21 protein-coding genes and 2 tRNA genes are annotated in these 21,007 nt (G+C 62.7%); 16 read left to right on the forward strand and 7 right to left on the reverse strand.

Going from position 1 to position 21,007, the window contains the following annotated elements; all coding sequences use genetic code 11:
* Positions 1-171 precede the first annotated feature (171 nt).
* The 9 genes from ACIOVF_RS12935 to ppk2 all read left to right on the forward strand — a co-directional run bounded on the left by ACIOVF_RS12935 (position 172) and on the right by ppk2 (position 7,949).
* The gene (locus tag ACIOVF_RS12935; RefSeq protein ID WP_045195976.1) at positions 172-1,896 is read left to right on the forward strand and encodes a tetratricopeptide repeat protein; all 1,725 of its coding nucleotides are present in this window, start codon (positions 172-174) and stop codon (positions 1,894-1,896) included.
* A 4-nt stretch (positions 1,897-1,900) separates the two neighbouring features.
* The gene (gene lolB / locus ACIOVF_RS12940; RefSeq protein WP_045195974.1) at positions 1,901-2,518 is read left to right on the forward strand and encodes a lipoprotein insertase outer membrane protein LolB; all 618 of its coding nucleotides are present in this window, start codon (positions 1,901-1,903) and stop codon (positions 2,516-2,518) included.
* A 3-nt stretch (positions 2,519-2,521) separates the two neighbouring features.
* Positions 2,522-3,373, forward strand: a complete 852-nt coding sequence (gene ispE, locus ACIOVF_RS12945) for a 4-(cytidine 5'-diphospho)-2-C-methyl-D-erythritol kinase (RefSeq protein ID WP_045195972.1) — start codon at positions 2,522-2,524, stop codon at positions 3,371-3,373.
* Positions 3,374-3,407: 34 nt separating this feature from the next.
* Positions 3,408-3,482 (forward strand) — tRNA-Gln (locus tag ACIOVF_RS12950).
* A gap of 48 nt (positions 3,483-3,530) precedes the next feature.
* Positions 3,531-4,472: a ribose-phosphate pyrophosphokinase gene (locus ACIOVF_RS12955; protein ID WP_010225730.1), complete on the forward strand. Its 942-nt coding sequence runs from the start codon at positions 3,531-3,533 to the stop codon at positions 4,470-4,472.
* A 137-nt stretch (positions 4,473-4,609) separates the two neighbouring features.
* Positions 4,610-5,209 (forward strand): 50S ribosomal protein L25/general stress protein Ctc, encoded by a 600-nt coding sequence (locus tag ACIOVF_RS12960; protein WP_045195970.1) that lies wholly within the window; start codon positions 4,610-4,612, stop codon positions 5,207-5,209.
* A 77-nt stretch (positions 5,210-5,286) separates the two neighbouring features.
* On the forward strand, positions 5,287-5,871 hold the full coding sequence (gene pth / locus ACIOVF_RS12965; protein WP_038997179.1) for an aminoacyl-tRNA hydrolase: 585 nt from the start codon (positions 5,287-5,289) through the stop codon (positions 5,869-5,871).
* 21 nt (positions 5,872-5,892) lie between these two features.
* On the forward strand, positions 5,893-6,993 hold the full coding sequence (ychF, locus tag ACIOVF_RS12970; protein ID WP_045195968.1) for a redox-regulated ATPase YchF: 1,101 nt from the start codon (positions 5,893-5,895) through the stop codon (positions 6,991-6,993).
* Positions 6,994-7,139: 146 nt separating this feature from the next.
* Positions 7,140-7,949, forward strand: coding sequence for a polyphosphate kinase 2 (gene ppk2, locus ACIOVF_RS12975; RefSeq protein WP_045195966.1), 810 nt, complete (start codon positions 7,140-7,142; stop codon positions 7,947-7,949).
* Between the two features lie 13 nt (positions 7,950-7,962).
* Here ppk2 and ACIOVF_RS12980 read toward each other — a convergent pair whose 3' ends face one another.
* Both ACIOVF_RS12980 and ACIOVF_RS12985 read right to left on the reverse strand, forming a co-directional pair.
* Positions 7,963-9,132, reverse strand: a complete 1,170-nt coding sequence (locus ACIOVF_RS12980) for an MFS transporter (protein WP_093387925.1) — start codon at positions 9,130-9,132, stop codon at positions 7,963-7,965.
* Between the two features lie 345 nt (positions 9,133-9,477).
* On the reverse strand, positions 9,478-10,695 hold the full coding sequence (locus tag ACIOVF_RS12985) for an MFS transporter (protein WP_401289835.1): 1,218 nt from the start codon (positions 10,693-10,695) through the stop codon (positions 9,478-9,480).
* Positions 10,696-10,869: 174 nt separating this feature from the next.
* Here ACIOVF_RS12985 and ACIOVF_RS12990 point away from each other — a divergent pair, with 174 nt between their 5' ends.
* From ACIOVF_RS12990 to ACIOVF_RS13005, 4 genes are all read left to right on the forward strand, one after another.
* Entirely contained in the window at positions 10,870-11,391 is a 522-nt protein-coding gene (locus ACIOVF_RS12990; protein ID WP_045195961.1) for an RNA polymerase sigma factor, read from the forward strand.
* Positions 11,388-12,329 (forward strand): FecR family protein, encoded by a 942-nt coding sequence (locus ACIOVF_RS12995; RefSeq protein ID WP_093387916.1) that lies wholly within the window; start codon positions 11,388-11,390, stop codon positions 12,327-12,329. Before ACIOVF_RS12990 ends, ACIOVF_RS12995 begins: the two co-directional genes overlap by 4 nt.
* A gap of 103 nt (positions 12,330-12,432) precedes the next feature.
* A complete protein-coding gene (locus ACIOVF_RS13000; RefSeq protein ID WP_401289839.1) occupies positions 12,433-14,847 on the forward strand; it encodes a TonB-dependent siderophore receptor in 2,415 nt (804 codons plus the stop codon).
* 93 nt (positions 14,848-14,940) lie between these two features.
* A tRNA-Met gene (locus ACIOVF_RS13005) sits at positions 14,941-15,017 on the forward strand.
* A 66-nt stretch (positions 15,018-15,083) separates the two neighbouring features.
* Here the strand turns inward: ACIOVF_RS13005 and ACIOVF_RS13010 are convergent.
* The gene (locus ACIOVF_RS13010; protein ID WP_401289842.1) at positions 15,084-15,698 is read right to left on the reverse strand and encodes a LysE family translocator; all 615 of its coding nucleotides are present in this window, start codon (positions 15,696-15,698) and stop codon (positions 15,084-15,086) included.
* Between the two features lie 123 nt (positions 15,699-15,821).
* Between ACIOVF_RS13010 and ACIOVF_RS13015 the strand changes: the two genes are divergently transcribed.
* Positions 15,822-16,700, forward strand: coding sequence for a LysR substrate-binding domain-containing protein (locus ACIOVF_RS13015; protein WP_401289845.1), 879 nt, complete (start codon positions 15,822-15,824; stop codon positions 16,698-16,700).
* Here the strand turns inward: ACIOVF_RS13015 and ACIOVF_RS13020 are convergent.
* Positions 16,688-17,305, reverse strand: a complete 618-nt coding sequence (locus tag ACIOVF_RS13020) for a D-Ala-D-Ala carboxypeptidase family metallohydrolase (RefSeq protein WP_213602473.1) — start codon at positions 17,303-17,305, stop codon at positions 16,688-16,690. The genes ACIOVF_RS13015 and ACIOVF_RS13020 overlap by 13 nt on opposite strands.
* Before the next feature lie 87 nt (positions 17,306-17,392).
* Between ACIOVF_RS13020 and ACIOVF_RS13025 the strand changes: the two genes are divergently transcribed.
* The gene (locus ACIOVF_RS13025; RefSeq protein ID WP_401289849.1) at positions 17,393-18,532 is read left to right on the forward strand and encodes a hypothetical protein; all 1,140 of its coding nucleotides are present in this window, start codon (positions 17,393-17,395) and stop codon (positions 18,530-18,532) included.
* Between the two features lie 70 nt (positions 18,533-18,602).
* On the opposite strand, the gene can is transcribed toward ACIOVF_RS13025, so the two are convergent.
* Positions 18,603-19,241, reverse strand: coding sequence for a carbonate dehydratase (gene can / locus ACIOVF_RS13030; protein WP_038614773.1), 639 nt, complete (start codon positions 19,239-19,241; stop codon positions 18,603-18,605).
* Between the two features lie 120 nt (positions 19,242-19,361).
* Here can and ACIOVF_RS13035 point away from each other — a divergent pair, with 120 nt between their 5' ends.
* Entirely contained in the window at positions 19,362-19,685 is a 324-nt protein-coding gene (locus tag ACIOVF_RS13035) for a hypothetical protein (protein WP_045195953.1), read from the forward strand.
* A 4-nt stretch (positions 19,686-19,689) separates the two neighbouring features.
* On the opposite strand, the gene rimI is transcribed toward ACIOVF_RS13035, so the two are convergent.
* Together rimI and ACIOVF_RS13045 are read right to left on the reverse strand one after the other, a co-directional pair.
* The gene (gene rimI / locus ACIOVF_RS13040) at positions 19,690-20,142 is read right to left on the reverse strand and encodes a ribosomal protein S18-alanine N-acetyltransferase (protein WP_045195951.1); all 453 of its coding nucleotides are present in this window, start codon (positions 20,140-20,142) and stop codon (positions 19,690-19,692) included.
* Positions 20,135-20,929, reverse strand: a complete 795-nt coding sequence (locus ACIOVF_RS13045; RefSeq protein ID WP_045195949.1) for a hypothetical protein — start codon at positions 20,927-20,929, stop codon at positions 20,135-20,137. The genes rimI and ACIOVF_RS13045 overlap by 8 nt, the downstream gene beginning before the upstream one ends.
* Positions 20,930-21,007: the final 78 nt, after the last annotated feature.

Below are 21,007 nucleotides of genomic sequence, written 5' to 3' on the forward strand. Positions count from 1 at the left end.
GTCGCTGATTGTGACGAGAAGCCGATAATTGTCCTACTTCGCAGAGCGCAGAACAACCACCGCTCGCTATTGTCTCTATAGTCTACCCCTACCGAGACCTTCGCTTATGGGTTTGCCCCGGCGCTTGTGTCATGATGATCCGACCGCTGGTAAGCCGCCCAAATCCCGATTATGAATAGATCCTACGCGTTGCTCCTTGCCCTTGCCTTGCTCCAGGGCTGCCAGACCCTGGCTCCGGATTCCCCGGATGCCAAGGCGCCTGCAGATGCCGCCCCGGTGCAACCGGCCAAGCCCACCGTCTACGGATCGTTCAGCCAGGACACCGTGTACAGCCTGCTGACCGCAGAACTTGCCGGCCAGCGCGATCGTTTCGATATCGCCCTGGACAATTACGTCAGCCAGGCAATCAAGACTCAGGACCCGGGTATTTCCGAACGCGCCTACCGCATCGCCGAATACCTGGGCGCCGACCAGGCCGCGCTCGACACCTCGCTGATCTGGGCGAAAAACGACCCCGGCAACCTCGACTCCCAGCGCGCCGCCGCCATCCAGCTGGCTCGCAGCGGTCGCTATGACGAGTCCATGGTCTACATGGAAAAGGTCCTTCAGGGCCAGGGCGACACCCACTTCGACTTCCTCGCCCTGTCGGCACTGGAAACCGACCCGGACACCCGCGCCGGCCTGCAAAACAGTTTCGATCGTCTGTTGGTGAAGTACCCTGACAACGGTCAGCTGGTGTTCGGCAAGGCCCTGCTGCTGCAACAGGATGGCAAGGCCCAGGCGGCCCTCGACCTGCTCGAAGAACACCCGCCCGAAGCCGGCGAGATTGCCCCGGTGCTGCTGCGCGCGCGCCTGCTGCAAGGCCTGGACCGCGGCAAAGAGGCCCTGCCGCTGCTGCAGAAAACCATTCGCCAGTACCCGGACGACAAACGCCTGCGCCTGACCTACGCGCGCATGCTGGTCGAGCAGGATCGCCTGGCCGATGCCAAGGCCGAGTTTGTCAGCCTGGTCCAGCAATACCCGGACGACGATGAACTGCGTTACTCGCTGGCCCTGGTCAGCCTGGAAACCAAGGACTGGGACGAAGGCGCCGGCTACCTCGAAGAGCTGATCGCCCGCGACAGCCATGTCGATGCCGCGCACCTGAACCTGGGGCGCATCCATGAAGAACGCAACGACCCCGAAAGCGCCCTCAACGAGTACGCCCTGGTCGGCCCCGGCAACGACTATCTGCCAGCGCAACTGCGCCAGGCCGACATCCTCATTGCCAACGGCCGCAGCGCCGAGGCCTCGCGGCGCCTGGCCGCAGCCCGCGAAGCCCAGCCCGACTACGCCATCCAGCTGTACCTGATCGAAGCCGAAGCCCTGGGCAACAACGACAAGGACGCCCAGGCCGAGCAGGTGCTGCAGCAAGCGATCAAGCAGTACCCGGACGACCTCAACCTGCTGTACACCCGGGCCATGCTTGCGGAAAAGCGCAACGACCTGGCGCAGATGGAAAAAGACCTGCGCAGCATCATCAGCCGCGAGCCGGAAAACGCCATGGCCCTCAACGCCCTGGGCTACACCCTGGCTGACCGCACCAGCCGTTATGCCGAAGCCAAGACCCTGATCGACAAAGCGCACCAGATCACCCCGGACGATCCGGCGGTGCTCGACAGCCTCGGCTGGGTCAACTACCGCATGGGCAACCTCGACGAAGCCGAGCGCCTGCTGCGCCAGGCCATCGAGCGTTTCCCCGATCACGAAGTCGCTGCCCACCTGGGTGAAGTGCTCTGGGCCAACGGCAAGCGCCGCGAAGCCCGCCAGGTCTGGGCCAAAGGTTTCGAAGCCCAGCCCGACAGCCCTATCCTGCGCAAGACCGTCCTGCGCCTGACCGGATCCGAGACTCTATAAGCCTATGTTTTTGCGCCACTGCATCACCTTCTGCCTGATTGCCCTGCTTGCCGGTTGTGCCGGCTTCGGCTCCCGTGAGGCCCTGCGGGGCGAAGGCAACCCCCAGCTGTGGCGCGAGCACAAGCAACAGCTGAGCACCCTCGATGGCTGGCAGATCAACGGCAAGGTCGGCATCCGCGCGCCGAAAGACTCCGGCAGCGGCACGCTGTTCTGGCTGCAACGCCAGGACTACTACGACATCCGCCTGTCCGGCCCGCTCGGCCGCGGCGCTGCACGCCTGACCGGGCGCCCCGGCGGCGTCACCCTCGAGGTCGCCAACCAGGGCCGCTTCGAGGCGCAAAGCCCGGAAGCCCTGCTGGCCGAACAACTGGGCTGGGAGCTGCCGGTGTCGCACCTGGTCTGGTGGATTCGCGGCCTGCCCGCCCCCGACAGCAAGAGCCAGCTGACCCTCGACGGCGACAGCCGCCTGGCCAGCCTCAAGCAGGACGGCTGGGACGTGCAGTACCTGAGCTACGCCGAACAGAACGGCTACTGGCTGCCCGAGCGGATCAAGCTGCACGGGCAAAACCTCGACGTGACCCTGGTGGTCAAAGACTGGCAACCACGGCAACTGGGCCACTGATCAATGAACACTGCAACCCTGACCCTGCCGGCCCCGGCCAAGCTCAACCTGATGCTGCACATTCTTGGCCGCCGCGCCGATGGCTACCATGAGCTGGAAACCCTGTTCCAGTTTCTCGAGCATGCCGACGAGCTGTCTTTCGCCCTGCGCGAAGACGGTGAAGTGCGCCTGCACAGCGAGATCGACAACGTCCCCCATGAAAGCAACCTGATCGTCAAGGCCGCGCGCAAGCTCAAGGCCCTGACCGGCTGCGACAAGGGCGTGGATATCTGGCTGAAAAAAATCCTGCCCATGGGCGGCGGCATTGGCGGCGGCAGCTCCGACGCCGCCACTACCCTGCTCGGCCTCAACCATTTATGGCAACTGGGCTTGAGCGAAGACCAGCTGGCTGAACTGGGCCTGACCCTGGGCGCCGACGTGCCGGTTTTCGTCCGCGGCCATGCGGCGTTCGCCGAGGGCGTGGGCGAGAAGCTGACCCCGGTCGACCCCGAAGAGCCCTGGTATGTCGTGCTGGTCCCGCAAGTATTTGTTAGCACAGCAGAAATTTTTTCAGATCCGCTGTTGACACGTGATTCCTTGCCCCTTAAGATGCGCCCCGTTCCCAAGGGAAACAGTCGAAATGACTGCCAACCGGTGGTAGAGCAGCGTTACCCAGAGGTACGCAATTCATTGAATTTGTTAAACGAATTCACTGAGGCTCGGCTTACCGGAACTGGAAGTTGTGTGTTTGGGGCCTTCCCAAACAAAGCTGAAGCTGATAAAGTTTTGGCCCTTCTTGCAGAGACCCAAACAGGGTTTGTAGCTAAGGGAAGCAACGTTTCGATGTTGCATCGCACGCTGCAGAGTCTGCTCTAGGAATCGAGCACAAGGTGCTCGCAGCAACAGATACAGGGGCGTCGCCAAGCGGTAAGGCAGCAGGTTTTGATCCTGCCATGCGTTGGTTCGAATCCAGCCGCCCCTGCCATTTTCCTTATACTCATCCAGGTATACCCTCAGCCTTCAGGTACTGCGCGTGTCCAAGATGATGGTCTTTACGGGGAACGCTAACCCCGATCTGGCTCGGCGTGTCGTACGTCAGCTGCATATCCCACTGGGTGATGTTTCTGTCGGCAAATTCTCCGACGGCGAAATCAGCACTGAGATTAATGAAAATGTTCGTGGTAAGGACGTTTTCATCATTCAGCCGACTTGCGCGCCAACCAACGATAACCTGATGGAACTGGTAGTGATGGCCGATGCCTTCCGCCGCTCCTCAGCTTCCCGAATCACTGCCGTGATTCCTTACTTCGGATATGCCCGCCAGGATCGCCGTCCGCGTTCGGCGCGTGTTGCTATCAGCGCCAAAGTCGTCGCTGACATGCTCACCGTCGTCGGTATCGACCGTGTTCTCACTGTCGACCTGCACGCTGACCAGATCCAGGGTTTCTTCGATATTCCGGTAGATAACATCTACGGCTCCCCCGTTCTGGTGGATGACATCGAAGACCAGCGTTTCGAGAACCTCATGATCGTGTCCCCGGACATCGGCGGCGTCGTGCGTGCACGTGCTGTTGCCAAGTCCCTGGGTGTCGATCTGGGTATCATCGACAAACGCCGTGAAAAGGCCAATCACTCCGAAGTGATGCATATCATCGGCGACGTCGAAGGACGTACCTGTATTCTCGTCGACGACATGGTCGACACCGCCGGCACCCTGTGCCACGCGGCCAAGGCCCTGAAAGAACACGGCGCTGCCAAGGTTTACGCCTACTGCACGCACCCTGTCCTCTCGGGTCGGGCGATCGAGAATATCGAGAACTCCGTGCTGGACGCACTGGTGGTGACCAACACCATCCCGCTGTCCGCTGCAGCACAAGCCTGTGACCGTATCCGCCAACTGGATATTGCACCGGTTGTTGCCGAGGCGGTTCGCCGCATCAGCAATGAAGAATCGATCAGCGCGATGTTCCGCTGAGGGTTTTCCCTCGCGAACCTCTCGTTGACGAAAAGCGCCCCGCCCCAACACCTGTTGTTGGGGCGGGGCTTTTTTGCCCACCCCGTTTGGCGCTGGTCGCAAACGCCTGCGGGAGATGGCTATTTTGGAGATACAAAATGACTGATTTCACTCTGAACGCCCAAGCGCGTACCGACCTGGGGAAAGGTGCGAGCCGCCGCCTGCGTCGTCTCGCCGCCCAGATCCCTGCCGTTGTTTACGGTGGTGACAAAGAAGCTCAATCCCTGACCATCGTGGCCAAGGAAATCGCCAAACTGTTCGAAAACGAAGCTGCCTACAGCCACGTTATCGAGCTGAACATCGACGGCAAGAAAGAAAACGTCGTTGTCAAAGCGATGCAGCGTCACCCAGCCAAGCAGTTCATCCTGCACGCTGACTTCGTCCGCGTTGTTGCTGGCCAGAAACTGACCGCCAAAGTACCAGTGCACTTCGTCAACGAAGAAGCTCCGGTCAAGAAAGGCGGCGAGATCTCCCACGTTGTCAACGAGATCGAAGTTTCCTGCGAAGCCAAAGACCTGCCTGAGTTCATCGAAGTCGACCTGGCCAACGCCGAAGTCGGCGCGATCATCCACCTGTCGGACCTCAAAGCTCCGAAAGGCGTCGAGTTCGTCGCTCTGGCTCACGGTAACGACCTGGCTGTTGCCAACGTTCACGCTCCGCGTGTTGCGCCTGAAGCTGCAGAAGGCGCTGCCGAGTAATCTACTCAGCACGCCGGCGTTGACCGGGTTACAGTGCCCCGCACTGTAACCCACAACTCCAAGGAAGAGCCCCTGACGTGACCGCCATCCAACTGATCGTCGGCCTGGGAAACCCCGGCCCCGAATACGAACAGACCCGGCATAACGCAGGGGCTCTTTTCGTAGAACGCATTGCCAGCGCCCAGCGCGTCAACCTGACCGCTGACCGCAAGTATTTCGGCCTGACGGCTAAATTCAGCCATCAGGGCAACGACGTTCGTCTGCTGATCCCGACCACCTACATGAACCGCAGCGGCCAGGCCGTTGCTGCACTGGCGAACTTTTTCCGCATCCCGCCAGATGCCATCCTGGTGGCCCACGACGAACTCGACCTGCCTCCCGGCGTCGCCAAGCTCAAAAAGGGCGGCGGCCATGGCGGGCACAACGGGCTGCGCGACATCATCGCCCAGCTCGGCAACCAGAATGACTTTCACCGTCTGCGGCTTGGCATCGGCCACCCGGGTGACAGCAGCAGGGTCTCCGGTTTCGTCCTCGGCAAGGCGCCACGCGCCGAGCAGGAGAAGCTGGACGCCAGTATCGATTTTGCCCTCGGCGTGCTGCCGGACATCCTCGCCGGCGACTGGACGCGTGCGATGAGAGAGCTGCACAGCCAAAAGGCCTGACTCCACGAAGAGGGATTCACCATGGGTTTCAATTGCGGCATCGTCGGCCTGCCCAACGTCGGCAAGTCCACCCTGTTCAACGCCCTGACCAAATCCGGCATCGCCGCTGAGAACTTCCCGTTCTGCACCATCGAGCCGAACAGCGGCATCGTGCCGATGCCCGATGCACGCCTGGACGCCCTGGCGGCCATCGTCAAGCCGAACCGCGTGCTGCCGACCACCATGGAATTCGTCGACATCGCCGGCCTGGTTGCCGGTGCCTCGAAAGGTGAAGGCCTGGGCAACAAGTTCCTCGCCAACATCCGCGAGACCGACGCCATCGCCCACGTGGTGCGCTGCTTCGAAGACGAGAACGTGATTCACGTCTCCAACAGCGTCAACCCCAAGCGCGACATCGAGATCATCGACCTGGAACTGATCTTCGCCGACCTCGACAGCTGCGAGAAGCAACTGCAGAAGGTTGCGCGCAACGCCAAGGGTGGTGACAAGGACGCCCTGGCGCAGAAAGCCATCCTCGAAAAACTGATCCCGCACTTCACCGAAGGCAAGCCTGCGCGCAGCCTGATGAAGAACATGGCAGACGACGAGAAGGCCCTGATCCGCGGCTTCCACCTGCTGACCAGCAAGCCTGTGATGTACATCGCCAACGTTGCCGAAGACGGTTTCGACAACAACCCGCACCTGGACGTGGTCAAGGCCATTGCCGAAGAAGAAGGTGCGATCGTGGTGCCGGTGTGCAACAAGATCGAAGCCGAGATCGCCGAGCTCGACGACGGTGAAGAGAAGGACATGTTCCTCGAAGCCCTGGGCCTCGAAGAGCCAGGCCTGAACCGCGTGATCCGCGCCGGTTACTCGCTGCTCAACCTGCAGACCTACTTCACTGCCGGCGTGCAGGAAGTCCGCGCCTGGACCGTGCGCGTCGGCGCCACCGCCCCGCAGGCGGCCGGCGTGATCCACACCGACTTCGAGAAAGGCTTCATCCGTGCCGAAGTGGTCGCCTACGACGACTTCATCCAGTACAAGGGTGAAAGCGGCGCGAAAGAAGCCGGTAAATGGCGTCTGGAAGGCAAGGACTACATCGTCAAGGACGGTGACGTGATGCACTTCCGCTTCAACGTCTGACCCGCTGCCAGCAGCCCGAAACCCCTTGAGGTCATGCCTCAAGGGGTTTTTCTTTGCCTGCGCCATGAGCAAACGCGAGCCAATACCTGGATCTATACTCAAAGCCGCATTCAAACGGCTCTTGTCCACAGATCAGGTATCGGCGCATGGCTAAGAAAAAGGAAAAGCAAGACAGCAGCGAACGCCTCCCCCGCAAAGAATACGAGCAAGCCCTCAAGGCCCTGCACATCGAGCTGGTCAAGTTGCAGCAGTGGGTGGTGGCCAAGGGTTTGAAGGTCTGTATTGTCTTCGAAGGCCGCGACGGCGCCGGCAAGGGCGGCACCATCAAGGCCATCACCGAGCGCGTCAGCCCGCGGGTGTTTCGCGTGGTGGCGCTGCCAGCACCGACCGAACGGGAAAAAAGCCAGATGTACGCCCAGCGCTACATACAGCACATGCCCTCGGCCGGCGAAGTGGTGATCTTCGACCGCAGCTGGTACAACCGCGCCGGCGTCGAGCGGGTGATGGGCTTTTGTACCGAAGAGCAGTCCAGCAAGTTCCTGTCAGTGGTGCCATCGTTCGAGAAGATGCTGGTCGAGTCCGGCATCGTGCTGGTCAAGTACTGGCTGGAAGTCAGTCCTCAAGAGCAGGAGCGACGCCTTAAGGAGCGCATTACCGACGGGCGCAAGATCTGGAAGCTGACACCGATGGACCTCAAGTCCTTCACCCGCTGGGACGACTACACCCGCGCCCGCGATGACATGTTCGCCGCCTCCGACACCTCCTGGGCCCCGTGGTATGTGGCGGTTTCCGAAGACAAGCGGAGGGTGCGCCTGAACATCATCAGCCACTTCCTCAAGCAGGTGCCCTACGAGGACATCACCCACAAACAGAAGATCGAGCTGCCCAAGCGCGGCAAGATCGGCCGCTACAAGAGCACCCGCTACACCTCGCGCATGGTGCCTGAGCGCTTCTGAAGCGCCATGCGTGCTAGGCAGCGCCCTGCCCGGCACGCTGGGCGCGGAAGGCCCGGCGCCGGGCGCTGCGGGCGAATACCACGAACAGCGCGGCCATGGCCGTCAGCGCCATCGGCAGGCCATGGGGAGCGACGTCCATGGCCGCACCACTGAGCAGCGGCCCGAGCAGGCTGCCGACACCCCAGAGCAGGCCGACGCTGGCGTTGGCAGTGACCAGGTCCTGGCCCTTGAACTGCTGGCCGATCAGCACCAGCGCCAGGGTGTAGACCCCGCCAGCCACCGCGCCGAGCACCACCAAGGCCGGCCACAGCAGCCATTGCATACCGATCAGCCATGGCAGCGCCAGGCCGATCAGCATCGCCACCACACCGCACACCAGGTGTACGGTGGTGCGCTCGCAGCGGTCGGCCAACCAGCCGATCGGCAACTGGAAGAGCATGTCGCCGGTAAGAATCACCGTCACCATCAACGCTGCTACGCCCACGGCGTAGGCATGGTTGGTGGCATACACCGGCAGCAGCGAAAGGATCACCGCGTCGAAGAACGAGAAGAACAGCACGCCCATGCACAAGGCCGGCGCCACGCGGAAAAAGCCCGCCAGGGAAAAGCTCTTGCCGCCCTCTTCGCCATGCTCGACGTGGTCATTGGGCACCGTCAGCACGATGCACAGCAGCGCCAGGCCATAGCAACCTGTCACCACCGTGGTCACCCAGGTGCTCTGCGCGCCGAGCAGCGCCAGCATCGCCGGGCCGAGCATCTGGAAGCCGGTAAAGGCGGTGGCGTACAGGGCCATGATCTTGCCGCGGTTGTGTTCCGGGCTCAGCTCGTTGACCCACGACTCGCCGAGAATGATGGCAATGCCCATGCCGATCCCCAGCGCCAGGCGCAACAGGGCAAGCAGGTAGAGCGAGGAGAAGCCCCATTCGAGCAGGCCGATGCTCAAGGTGCACAGGCCGAAACACAGCAGGTAGATGGTGCGCCGGGTCAGGTGCCGGCAGCAGGCATCGACCATGAACGCCGAGAGCATCATCCCCGCCGCCGGAATGGCCGAGACGATACCGATCTGCAAGGTACTGGCACCTGCGTCGAGCAAACGCAGCGACACCAATGGCAAACTCGCCCCGAGGCTGAAACCGACTACCGAAACCGCAAACAACAAGCCCAGCAACAAACGCGTATTCATCACCACTCCGAACTCACCGGCGCAAAGCACCACATCGCACCTGCGCAGGCGCATACATGACCGTAAAAAGATTTGCATACAGGCGCGCCAGCCACGGCAGAACGCCGGGCATGCAGCTGCCAGGTCAGGAGGTGGGGCGGTGAGGCGAGAAGGTAAAGGCGAACAGCACACTGCGCCGACGCTTGAGGACGGTATCGCTCGGCCAGTCGCAGCAGCGGGTCAGGACGACCGGCTGGCGATGCGCGAATGTGTGGCTGAAGCGGCTCATACGTCGGTTACACCGTAAAGGATGGGCGGCACTCTAGGAGAACCCGTGCCACCCGTCAATAGCCCGTCCTTGAGCCTTCAGCGCTTGCCGGTGGACGGCAGCAGGATCGCCAGCAGGCCGAACAGCGGCAGGAACGAGCACAGGCTGTAAACGTACTCGATGCCCTTGATGTCGGCCATATAACCCAGTGCCGCTGCGCCGATGCCGCCAAAACCGAACATCAGGCCGAAGAAGATCCCGGCGATCATGCCGACGTTACCCGGCACCAGCTCCTGGGCGTAGACGACGATGGCCGAGAATGCCGAGGCGAGAATGAAGCCGATGATCACGCTGAGCACGCTGGTCCAGAACAGGTCGGCATAAGGCAGCATCAGGGTGAACGGCGCAACGCCGAGGATCGAGAACCAGATCACCGCCTTGCGCCCGATGCGGTCACCGATCGGGCCGCCAAAGAAGGTCCCGGCCGCTACCGCGCCGAGGAACAGGAACAGGTACAGCTGCGAGCTGGCCACCGACAGGTCGAACTTCTCGATCAGGTAGAAGGTGAAGTAGCTGGTGAGGCTGGACATGTAGAAGTACTTGGAGAACACCAGCAGCCCCAGTACAACCAGGGCGCCGATCACCCGCTGGCGGGAAAGGCCATGGGTGGCGCGCTGGCCCTGCTTGGCCTTGAACAGGTTGAGGTGTTCCTTGTACCAGCGGCTCAGGCCGTAGGTGACCAGCACGGCGCAGACCGCGAACAGGCCGAACCAGGCCACATTGCCCTGGCCGAAGGGGATGATGATCGCCGCCGCCAGCAAGGGCCCGAAGGCGGAGCCAGCATTGCCGCCGACCTGGAAGGTCGACTGCGCCAGGCCAAAGCGCCCACCGGAGGCCAGCCGGGCGATACGCGAGGTTTCCGGGTGGAAGGTCGACGAACCGATGCCGACCAGCGCCGCCGCCAGCAGAATCATCGGGAAGCTGCCGACATACGCAAGCATGACGATCCCCACCAGGGTGCACAGGGTGCCCAGCGGCAACAGGTTCGGCATCGGCTTGCGGTCGGTGTAAAAGCCGACCCACGGCTGCAGCAGCGACGCAGTGATCTGGAAGGTCAGGGTGATCAGCCCGATCTGGGTAAAGGTCAGGCCGTAGTTGGCCTTGAGCAGCGGATAGATCGACGGCAGTACGGCCTGGATCAGGTCGTTGATCAGGTGCGCCAGGGCACAGGCGGCGATGATACGCATCACCAGCGGGCTGCTCTGGGCAGTTGCGGTGCTGGCGGGTGACGTTGACGAGGCAGTGCTCACAGCCATGACAAAAGCTTCCATCCGGGGGGCGGGATCCAATTATCCAGAAATCGTTAGCAAGCGCACTATTCTTTTCGACCAACGTGCTTTTGACGTGCTTGTTAATAATTCTCAATAACGTTAGCATCGGCTGCGTTTTTACAGACTCCACTGCCTGCCTATTCGAGGCCCGCATACGCCATGTCCGACGACCAGGACAACCGCAGCCTGTCGCTGCTCTATCAGCATCACCGCAGTGAACTGCTGGCCTTCCTGACCCGCCGCGTGCGCTGCCGGGAAACCGCCCGCGACCTGCTCCAGGATGCCTTTGTGCGGCTGATGCACAGCGAGCGTGGCGAGGTTGGCAACCTGCGGGCCTTTCTGTACCGCATCGCCAACAACCTGAGCATCGACCATGCTCGGCGCAACCAGGTACGTGGGGTCAATGACGAGCAGGCGCTGGAGCATCTGCTCAACGAAACCTCACCCGAGCGCAGTGCCGTGGCCGGAAATACCCTTGACCATCTTGAACGCCTGATCGACGGCCTGCCCTCGCCGACCCGCGAGGTATTTTTACTCGCCCGGGTCGAGCAATTGAGCTACAAGGACATCGGCGCGCGCCTGGGACTCGACCCGCGTGCGGTCGAGCGTCATTTGAACAAAGCCCTGAGCCATTGCGCCGCGGCTGCCCTGCATAACCGAAACAAGACTGACCAGCCATGAACCCATCGCCAAATTCTGCCCATCCGAACGAGCCTGGCGACCGCGAACAGCAAGCCCTGGACTGGTTTACCCGGCTGCGCGCCCACGATGTTCCGCGGGAGCAACGCCAGGCCTTTGAACGCTGGCGCCTGGACCCCGAGAATGCCCGCACCTTTGCCGAGGTCGAGCTGTTCTGGCAACAACTGGAGATGCCCGCGCGTCGCCTGCACAAGGTCAAACGGGGTACGGCCCCACGCTCCTGGGGGGGCTGGGCGGTGGCGGCGAGCATCCTGCTGATCAGCGGCCTGGTGATGTTGCAGTTGCCATTGCTGCAGCGCTTGAACAGCGATGTCGCCACCGCGGTTGGCGAACGCCGGCAGATCCAGCTGGCCGATGGCTCACGGCTGACCCTCGACAGTGCCAGCGCCGTCGATATCGACCTGCGCGGGCCGGTGCGCACGCTGCGCCTGGTGCAAGGGCAGATGTTCATTGAAGTGACCCACGATGGCCGGCCCTTCGTGGTCGATGTCGACGAGGCCCAGGTACAGGTGCTGGGTACGCGCTTCTCGGTCAGCCGCGGCCGCGATCACGATGAAGTGGTGCTGCTCAAAGGCAAGGTCGAGGTCAGCAGCGCCGGCGACAAACGCATGCTCGCCCCCGGTGAACGCGTGACCCTCAGCGCCAGCCGCCTGGACCAGGTCGAGAAGGTCGATGCCGAACGCCTGCTGGCCTGGCGCGAGGGGCAGTTGCGGGTGCGTGAGGTGCCCTTGCGCCGGGTGCTCGAACAGCTTGCCGAGTACCAGGGCAGCCGCCTGCTGTACATCGATGAACAGGTCGGCCGGCGCCCGGTCAGTGGCAGCTTTAACCTCGACCAGGCCGCCACTGCCATCGATGCCCTGGCGCGCACTCAGAACCTCAACGTGAGCAACCTGGCCGGGCAATGGATCATCGTCCGCTAAGCCGGTGAAAATATATTTCCCAGGCATTCGGTAATTGTCTTTGCTGCTGCGTCACACCTCCACATAAGAAGCATTATCGTTTGTATTCTCTGGGGGAGGACACATGCAGTACCCACGCGATTTCCGATTCAGCCGTCAGCCACTGGCCCGCGCCATCCTTGCCGCCAGCCTGTTTTCCACAACCCTGGGCCTGCCGCTGCAGGCCGCCGAGTCTGCCCAGACCCAGGCCCAGGCGCTGGACTTCAACATCCCCGCGCAAGCCTTGGCCGATGCCCTGGACCAGTTCAGCGCCCAAAGCGGGCTGCAGGTGATCTACGACGCCAACCAGCTGGCCGGGCGCTCGTCGCCGGGGGTCAAGGGCCGCATGAGCCCGACCCAGGCACTGCAGGCCCTGACTGCCGGCAGCAGCGCACGCCTGAGCCAACCCAACGCCAGCAGCTTTGTCATCGATTTACCGATGGAACTGGGCAGCGCCCTGCAACTGGATGCCATGAGCATTTCCGGCAAGGCCCCGGGCTCGACCACCGAAGGCACCGGGCTTTACACCACCTACTCGTCCAGTAGCTCGACGCGGCTCAACCTCACCCCACAGGAAACCCCGCAGTCGCTGACCGTCATGACTCGCCAGCGCCTGGATGACCAGCGCCTGACCAATCTTAGCGATGCACTCGAAGCGACCCCCGGGGTGATCGTCGTGCGCGACGGCCTGGGCGCCGAGACCGACAGCTACTACTCGCGCGGCTTCGTCATCCAGAACTACGAGATCGACGGCGTGCCGACCGTCACGCGGATGGACAACTACACCCAGAGCATGGCGATGTACGACCGCATCGAGATCGTCCGCGGCGCCAGCGGCCTGATCAGCGGCATGGGCAACCCGTCGGCGACCATCAACCTGATCCGCAAGCGCCCGACCGCCGAGGGCCAGGCCAGCGTCACCGGCTCGGCCGGCACCTGGGACCGCTATGGCACCGGCTTCGATGTTTCCGGGCCGCTGACCGAAAGCGGCAATGTGCGCGGCCGCCTGGTTGCCGACTACAAGACTGAAGGCGCCTGGGTCGACCGTTACAAGCTGGAGAGCCAGCTGCTGTATGGCATCACCGAGTTCGACCTGAGCGAAGATACCCTGCTGACCATGGGCTTCAGCTACCAGCGCACCGACGTCGACTCGCCGCTGCGCACCGGCCTGCCAACCCGCTTCAGCACGGGTGAGCGCAGCAATCTCAAGCGCTCGATCAATATGGCTCCGGACTGGTCGTACAACGACCACGAACAGACCAGCTATTTCGCCTCGGTGGAGCAGCAACTGGGCAACGGCTGGAGCGGCAAGATCGAGTACAGCCATTCCGAAAACAAGTTCGACGAAGTGTTCGGCTTTCTCATGGGCGAGCTGCAGCCCGACGGCAGCGGCCTGAGCCAGTTGCCGGTGCGCTTTTCCGGCACCCCGCGCCAGGACAACCTGGACCTGTACCTGACCGGCCCGTTCAGCCTGTTCGGCCGCGAACACGAACTGATCGGCGGCGTAACCCTGTCCAAGTACAACGAAAGCGTGCCGAGCTGGGGCGGCTGGCGCTACGACTACAACGCAACCCCGGGTGCGTCGGTGGAGAACATCTTCGACTGGGACGGCAAGCAGCCCAAGCCGGACTGGAGCATCAGTGGCAAATCGTCAATGGAAGAAACCCAGTACGCCGCCTACCTCACCTCGCGCCTGCACCTGACCGACGACCTCAACCTGATTCTCGGCAGCCGGGTCATCGACTGGAAGCGTGACACCGAGGACCGCCCGTACGGCGGTGAGAAGACCGAGGTCAACCGTAAAGAGACCGGTGTGTTCATCCCTTATGCCGGGGTGGTCTACGACCTTGATGAAACCTGGGCGCTGTACGCCAGCTACACCAAAATCTTCAACCCGCAAGCCTCCTGGGTCACCGACGAGAACAACAAGCCGCTCGACCCGATGCAGGGCGTTGGCTACGAGCTGGGCGTCAAGGGCAGTCATTTTGATGGCAAGCTGAACTCCAGCCTGGCGCTGTTCAAGCTCGAACAGGACAACCTGGCGATCTGGGTGCACGACAACGTCTACGACGCCAAGCAGGACACCACCTCCAAAGGCCTGGAAATGGAGCTCAATGGCGAGCTGGCCGAAGGCTGGCAGGCGTCGGCGGGCTACACCTACACCCTGACCACCGACAACCAGGATGAGCGCATTGCCACCGTGTATCCGCGCCACAGCCTCAAGACCTTCACCAGCTACCGCCTGCCGGGCATGCTCGACAAAGTCACCGTGGGTGGCGGGGTCAACTGGCAAAGCAAGGTCGGCACCGACCTGCACAGCTTCGACCAGGGCAGCTACGCGCTGGTCAACCTGATGGCGCGCTACAACATCAGCGAAAACCTCAGCGCCACGGTCAACCTCAACAACGTCTTCGACCGCGAGTACTACTCGATGGCGTCGTCGTACGGCAACTACGGGGCGCCGCGTAACCTGATGACCACGTTCAAATACGACTTCTGAGCCGGTTTACGGCTAAGCGGTTGATCGCGCGTTAATTTTTTTGAAAAAGAGTGTTGACACAAATCCGTTTCAGGCGAATAATGCGCGCCACTTGGCTACATAGCTCAGTTGGTTAGAGCATAGCATTCATAATGCTGGGGTCCGGGGTTCAAGTCCCTGTGTAGCCACCAAGTACTAAAAAGGGCTTACCGCAAGGTAAGCCCTTTTTTCTTGCCTGCGATTTTTACCCTGCCCGCTTAGCGCACATTGGCGAACACTACCGCCAGCCCCAGGCCGATCAAGGCCACACCAATCACCCGGTCAACCAGACGCTGGCGCTCGAGCATGGCCCGGCGCAACACGGCGCTTGAGAAAAACACCGCTACCAGGCTGAACCACAACCCGTGGGCGAGCGACATGAACGCGCCATAGCCGAAGTTGACCGCCAGCGAACTGCCCGGCTGTACCACCTGGGTATAGGCACTGACCACAAAGAGCATGGTCTTGGGGTTCAGGGCGTTGGTCAGAAAGCCCGAACGAAATGCCGCCAGCACACCGAGCTGACTGGCGCTGGTGCCATCCAGGGAAATCCGCGTGGTGTTGGTCAGCGACTTGTAACCCAGATAAATCAGGTACCCCGCCCCCAGCACCTTCATCGCCAAAAAAAGCGCCGGGCTCTGGCTGATGATCACCGCGATGCCCAGCACCGTGTACAGCACATGCACCTGCACGCCCAGGGCGATGCCCATTGCCGCCGCCAGGCCGGCGCGGCGGCCAAAGGCGTAACTGCTGCGGGTCACCATGGCAAAGTCGGCGCCCGGGCTGATCACCGCCAGCACGGTAAACAGGGCAACGGCTATGAGTTCATTCACGTAAAGCTCCTCGATCTGCTAGGCCAATGCACAGATAACTCTGTACGCCGCCATTATCGAAAGCTTCGGGCAAGGCCAAAAGCGATTTATAGTGAGGCAAATCCGCTAGTTTTTCTCACAGATATGAAACTGCCTGCGCTGTCCGCCTTTCGCTATTTCGACGTTGCCGCGCAAACCCAGAGCTTTGTGCGCGCCGCCGAGCTGCTCAATGTCACCCACGGCGCGGTGAGCCGACAGGTGCGCCTGCTGGAAGAAACGCTGGGCGTGCAACTGTTCGAGCGGCGCAACCGGGCGATCTTTCTCACCGCCGCCGGCCGCGCCCTGCACGGCACCACGCTGTCGGTGTTCGAGCAACTGGAAGGCGCGGTGTATCGCCTGCAGCAACAGGCGCGGGAGAACGTGCTGGTGCTGTCGTGCGAGCCAACCATCGCCATGCGCTGGTTGATCCCACGGCTGCCGGCCTTTCATACCGCCCACCCGGACATTCACCTGCACCTGGTGGCGGCTGGCGGGCCGATCGATTTTGCCCGCAGCGGCGTCGACCTGGCCCTGCGCCGCGATGACTTTCGCTGGGACGCCAATCTGCACGCACTGAAGATCTGCGACGAATGGGTTGGCCCGGTGTGCAGTGCCACCCATAACTTTCCCGAACACGGCCTGGCCGGACAACGCCTGCTGCACAGCGCTTCGCGCCCCAACGCCTGGGCTACCTGGTTGCGTCATAGCGGGGAGTCGGCCAAGGGAAGCAGCCGCGCCGACTACGAGCACTTCTACCTGTGCATTCAGGCGGCGGCAGCCGGGCTGGGCGTGGCCATGGCCTCGCGCCTGATGGTTCAGGATGAAATCGACAGCGGCCAGTTGCAGGCGCCGCGCGGCTTTATCCAGGACCAGTCGGCCTACTACCTGCTCAGCCCCCGGGCGCTGCTCGACGACGACAAAAGCCGCTGCTTCGCCGAGTGGGTGATCGGCCAGTCACAGGCCTGCCTCGCTCACCTTGACTGAGCCTTGCTGGCGGTAGCCGGCGCACAGAAGGAGGAGCCGGCACTGAAGTCGCCACCCCAGGTGCGGTAGCCCGCCGTGTCGATGTGAATGCGCCCCGACGGGTAACGCCCCAGGCCCATGTTCCAGTCCTTGCCGTGGGCCTGCCAGAAGCTGCACAGCGGGTTCGGGTCGGCCCAGGCCGGTAGCAGCAGGTCGACCGCAAAGGCGCGGGTATGGGCGCTGGCCACGGCGCCACCGGCGCAGCGGTTGAGCACTGGGTCGCGGTAGGCCGAAACCACTTCATAGCGTTTGAGCACGCCCTGCTCGCCCAGGGTCTTGAGCAGCAGCAGGGTCGAGCGTACTGCCGGCCACTGCGCCGCGGGCGCAAGCGCAAACGGCTCGGCCTTGCACAAACGCCAGTCACTGGCCGAGCGCAGCAATTGGTGGATAGGCACCACGCCATACAGGCGCGCATCCACCAGCATTTCACGAAAGGGCCGGGTCTGATGATCGCCCGCCCACTGAGCAAACAGGTACAGGTCACGCTCGTCAGCCTGCGCCTGCTGGGCAGCGAGCGCTGTCAGTAAAAGTCCTGCACCGATCCCAGCCTTGCACCACGTTTTCATCAGCCTGCTCCCCTTCCCAACCCCCGGGAAATTCCTCCAGTATGGCAACCCTCCCGACTGCGGGGAGGAACTGACAAGGAGTTAAGCATGCACACGACTGCTCCACTGACCTTCGCCCTGGCCGCCATGACCCTGAGCGGCGCCGCCCTGGCTGATGCCCGCATCGACCTGGGCAGCCAGGAACGGGTGACCCGGCTGTTTGCCTACCCCAACAACTGTAACGTCATCTGCTTTCGCAACTGGACCCTTGAGCAAACCGTGGAGCACTACCTGACCCAGAGCGTGCAACGCGACGGTTACGCCGCGGCGACGGTAAAGGTCAAGCGCGACAACAACTCACTGCATGCCGACATCCAGGGCGTACCGAGCGACTACAGCAAGCCCCTGCAAGCGCTGCTCGACACCGGCGAGCTGGCCTACCAGGGCGCCACCCGGCTCAACCGCGAAGGCAAGTGGGCCTACAACTGGAACCTGTTCCTGCCCCTAGGCATGGCCCTGGAAAAGCGCCGCAGCATCGAGCTGCTGCATTTTCCACCGGACTACTCGCTGACCCAGGCCCAGGACTACCTGCGTTCCAACACCACCGACCGCTGGGCCACGCTGCTGACCTTCAACGGCATTCCTGCCGAGCAGACCCCGGCCTACCAGACCATCGTCGACATCGCCCCGATCGCCGCGCCAGCCAGCGCCGGCAAAGACCTGGAGGGCGTGTATGGCTACTTCAAGGATTATCAGCTGCAGATGGTCAAAGAGATGACCCGAACCGGCAACGGCGCCGCCTTGCCGATGGTTGCCTTCGGCTCGCCGGTGCGCAGCTGGATCGAGCAGCAGTACGGGCCCAGGCTCTATGTACTGGGCCTGGCCAGCATCAGCCCGACGCCTGGGCAAAAGGTGCCGGTGCTGGGCGCCAATCACCCGAGCGCAATCTGGTATGCGGCAGATAAAACCAACTATGGCGGCGACCAGGACAAGGCCGATCAGGCCGGCCTGAAGATGATGGGCCAGGATTTGAGCGCTGCCTGCTGGCAGGCGGGCATGGGCCGCAACCCGGCGGCGGATGCCAAGGCAACGCTGGGGGCCTGTACCCAGAAGTGGCAGGTGACGGCGAAGAAGCAGACCTGCGAGCTGTATTTTCGCAGCATTCGCAACATGACCCCGGAGCAGGCTGGGGCCAAGTGCAATACCGGGGCGGTGACGCGCACGTTGCGCGATTTGCAGAATACTTGAGGTGAATCCATCGCGGGGCAAGCCCGCTCCTACAGTGGACCTGTGGGAGCGGGCTTGCCCCGCGATGGCCTCAATCCTGCGGACGCAAGCGGTACTGCGGCGGCAACTGGTCGAGGCCGCTGATGGTCGCGTTCAGGCTCTTCCAGCGGCCATCCTTGATGCCATAGATGCAACCATGCACCGACAGGCTCTGGCCACGGTGCCAGGCATTCTGGACGATGGTGGTATGGCCGACATTGGCCACCTGCTGGATCACGTTCAGCTCGCACAGGCGGTCCACCCGCTCTTCCTCGGTCGCAAGCTTGGCCAGCTCCACGCGGTTCTCGTAGTACAGGTCGCGAATCGAACGCAGCCAGCCGTCGATCAGGCCCAATTGGCGATCCTGCATCGAGGCCCGTACCCCGCCGCAACCGTAGTGGCCGGTGACCAGGATATGCTTGACCTTGAGCACGTCCACCGCGTACTGGATCACCGACAGGCAGTTGAGGTCGGTGTGCAGCACCACGTTGGCGACATTGCGATGAACGAACAGATCGCCCGGCAACATGCCGACGATCTCGTTGGCCGGAACCCGGGCGTCCGAGCAGCCGATCCAGAGGAATTCCGGAGTCTGCTGACGCGCGAGCTTGGCGAAGAAATCCGGATCTTCCTGCTTGATCGCATCGGCCCAGCGCGCGTTGTTATCAATCAGTTCTTGTAGATCGTGCATGTTCAAGCCTCATGGTTGGTGCGCATCTTGTGACAGGCGCCGGCCCGTTCAGGTCACGCCTTTGAATCTTCGGCCAACCGTCAGGTCCACCGCATACGCCCACCCGCAGGAGGATCGACCATGAGCCAGGAACACCGCCCGCTGCACGCCCCGCAACCCGCCCCGATCGACACCGACGAAGACCGCATGGGCTCGGTTGAAGAACTGCATTTTGACAAGGATACCCCCAATGTCGATGCCGGTTTCGACCCAACCGACGACGACCTCGAGCCAGAAACCCTGATCCCTGAAGACGGCGCCCGCTCGCCCGGCGAAGCCGGTGCGGATCACCCGGCAGACTGGGATTTGAGCGTAGTCGACGAAGATGACATCGGCGGCGGCAACGGCCTGGATGAAGCGGAACTGGCCCGGCGCGATCCGCTGGACGGCAAGCGCGAACCCTGAGCCGTTACTCGAACAGGGTGCAGGCCATGACCAGGGCGTCTTCGCGACCGCCGGCAACCGGGTAGTAGTCACGCCGGCGGCCGATTTCATTGAAGCCGTAGCGCTCGTACAGGCGGTAGGCCGACTGGTTGCTGGCGCGCACTTCGAGGAAGCACTCGCGACCGTTGCTCTGGTAGGCGCGCCTCATCAGCTCTTCCAGCAGGCGCAGGCCCAGGCCGCGGCCCTGGCTTTCCGGCTTGACGGTAATGTTGAGCAGGTGCGCCTCGTCGATGATCACATTGATCACGCCGTGGCCGACCTGTTGCTCGCCTTCGAACATCAGCCAGATTTCATAGGACTTGAGCCCGTCGAGGAAAATCCCGCGGGTCCAGGGGTGGCTGAAGGCGGCGTATTCGATCTTCAGTACGGCATCCAGATCCGCCTCGGTCATCCGGCGAAAGCTGATTGTGTCACTCATTGCTTGGTTTCCAGCGCGCCATCAGCCGGCGCATGGCTTGCCAGACGTGCGCCTTGCGCTGCGGCTCGTCCATCAACAGTTCGAGCCCCGGCAAGGCCCAGGCAGCGCCCAGGCCTTCAACCGGCAACTCGCGGTAATAAGCTTCGGCGTCGGCCTCACCGGCAAAGCGCACGGCAGGCAGGCCAATCAGCCACAGGCAGACGCACGGCGCCTCTTCAAGCCGGGCCTGGATAAAGCCCTGGACGAAATCGGTCGCAGCCTGCGGGCCCTGGTCAAGATTGCCGCGCACCAGCAACGGCCAGCGCACCGGCTCGCCGATGATCTGCGGGCTGTCCGGCAGGCCGGCGGCGCGCAGCATGTCCTTGAGCAGCAGGTAGGACGGGTCGCGGCTCTGGAACGGCTCGCCGGTGGCAAGCTCGACCAGCAGCAGGCAGTTGCCGGCACGCAGCAGTTGCAGGGCAAAGCGTGGCGGTGGTACCGGCGCAGGCCTGGCAACCACGGGCTTTTCGGCTTCGTCCACCGCCTTGGCCGTCACTTTCGGCGTGCTGCCTGGGCGCGGGATCTCGATCTTCGGGCGCTCGCCAGAACGCACCAGCGGCGCGCTCGGCGCAACGCTGGCGGGGGCAGGTGCCTGCTCCTGCGGCTCGAACGCCGGTTCCTCGAGTGCCGCCACCGGCAACAACAGCTGCGGGCGCGACGGCGCGGCGAACGGCAGTTCGGCACGCGGCAGCCAGTGCACCACTTGCATGGCGTTGAGATAAGCGCGGCGGCGGGACTCGATTAACAAGAAGGATCGGCCATCTGTGGATAAGTCAGGGCCGATATTCTAACGTTGTTCGCCGCTCGGCGCCGCTGTTGATCGGCA

This window comes from Pseudomonas sp. NPDC087612, assembly GCF_044743505.1.
Lineage (GTDB): Bacteria > Pseudomonadota > Gammaproteobacteria > Pseudomonadales > Pseudomonadaceae > Aquipseudomonas.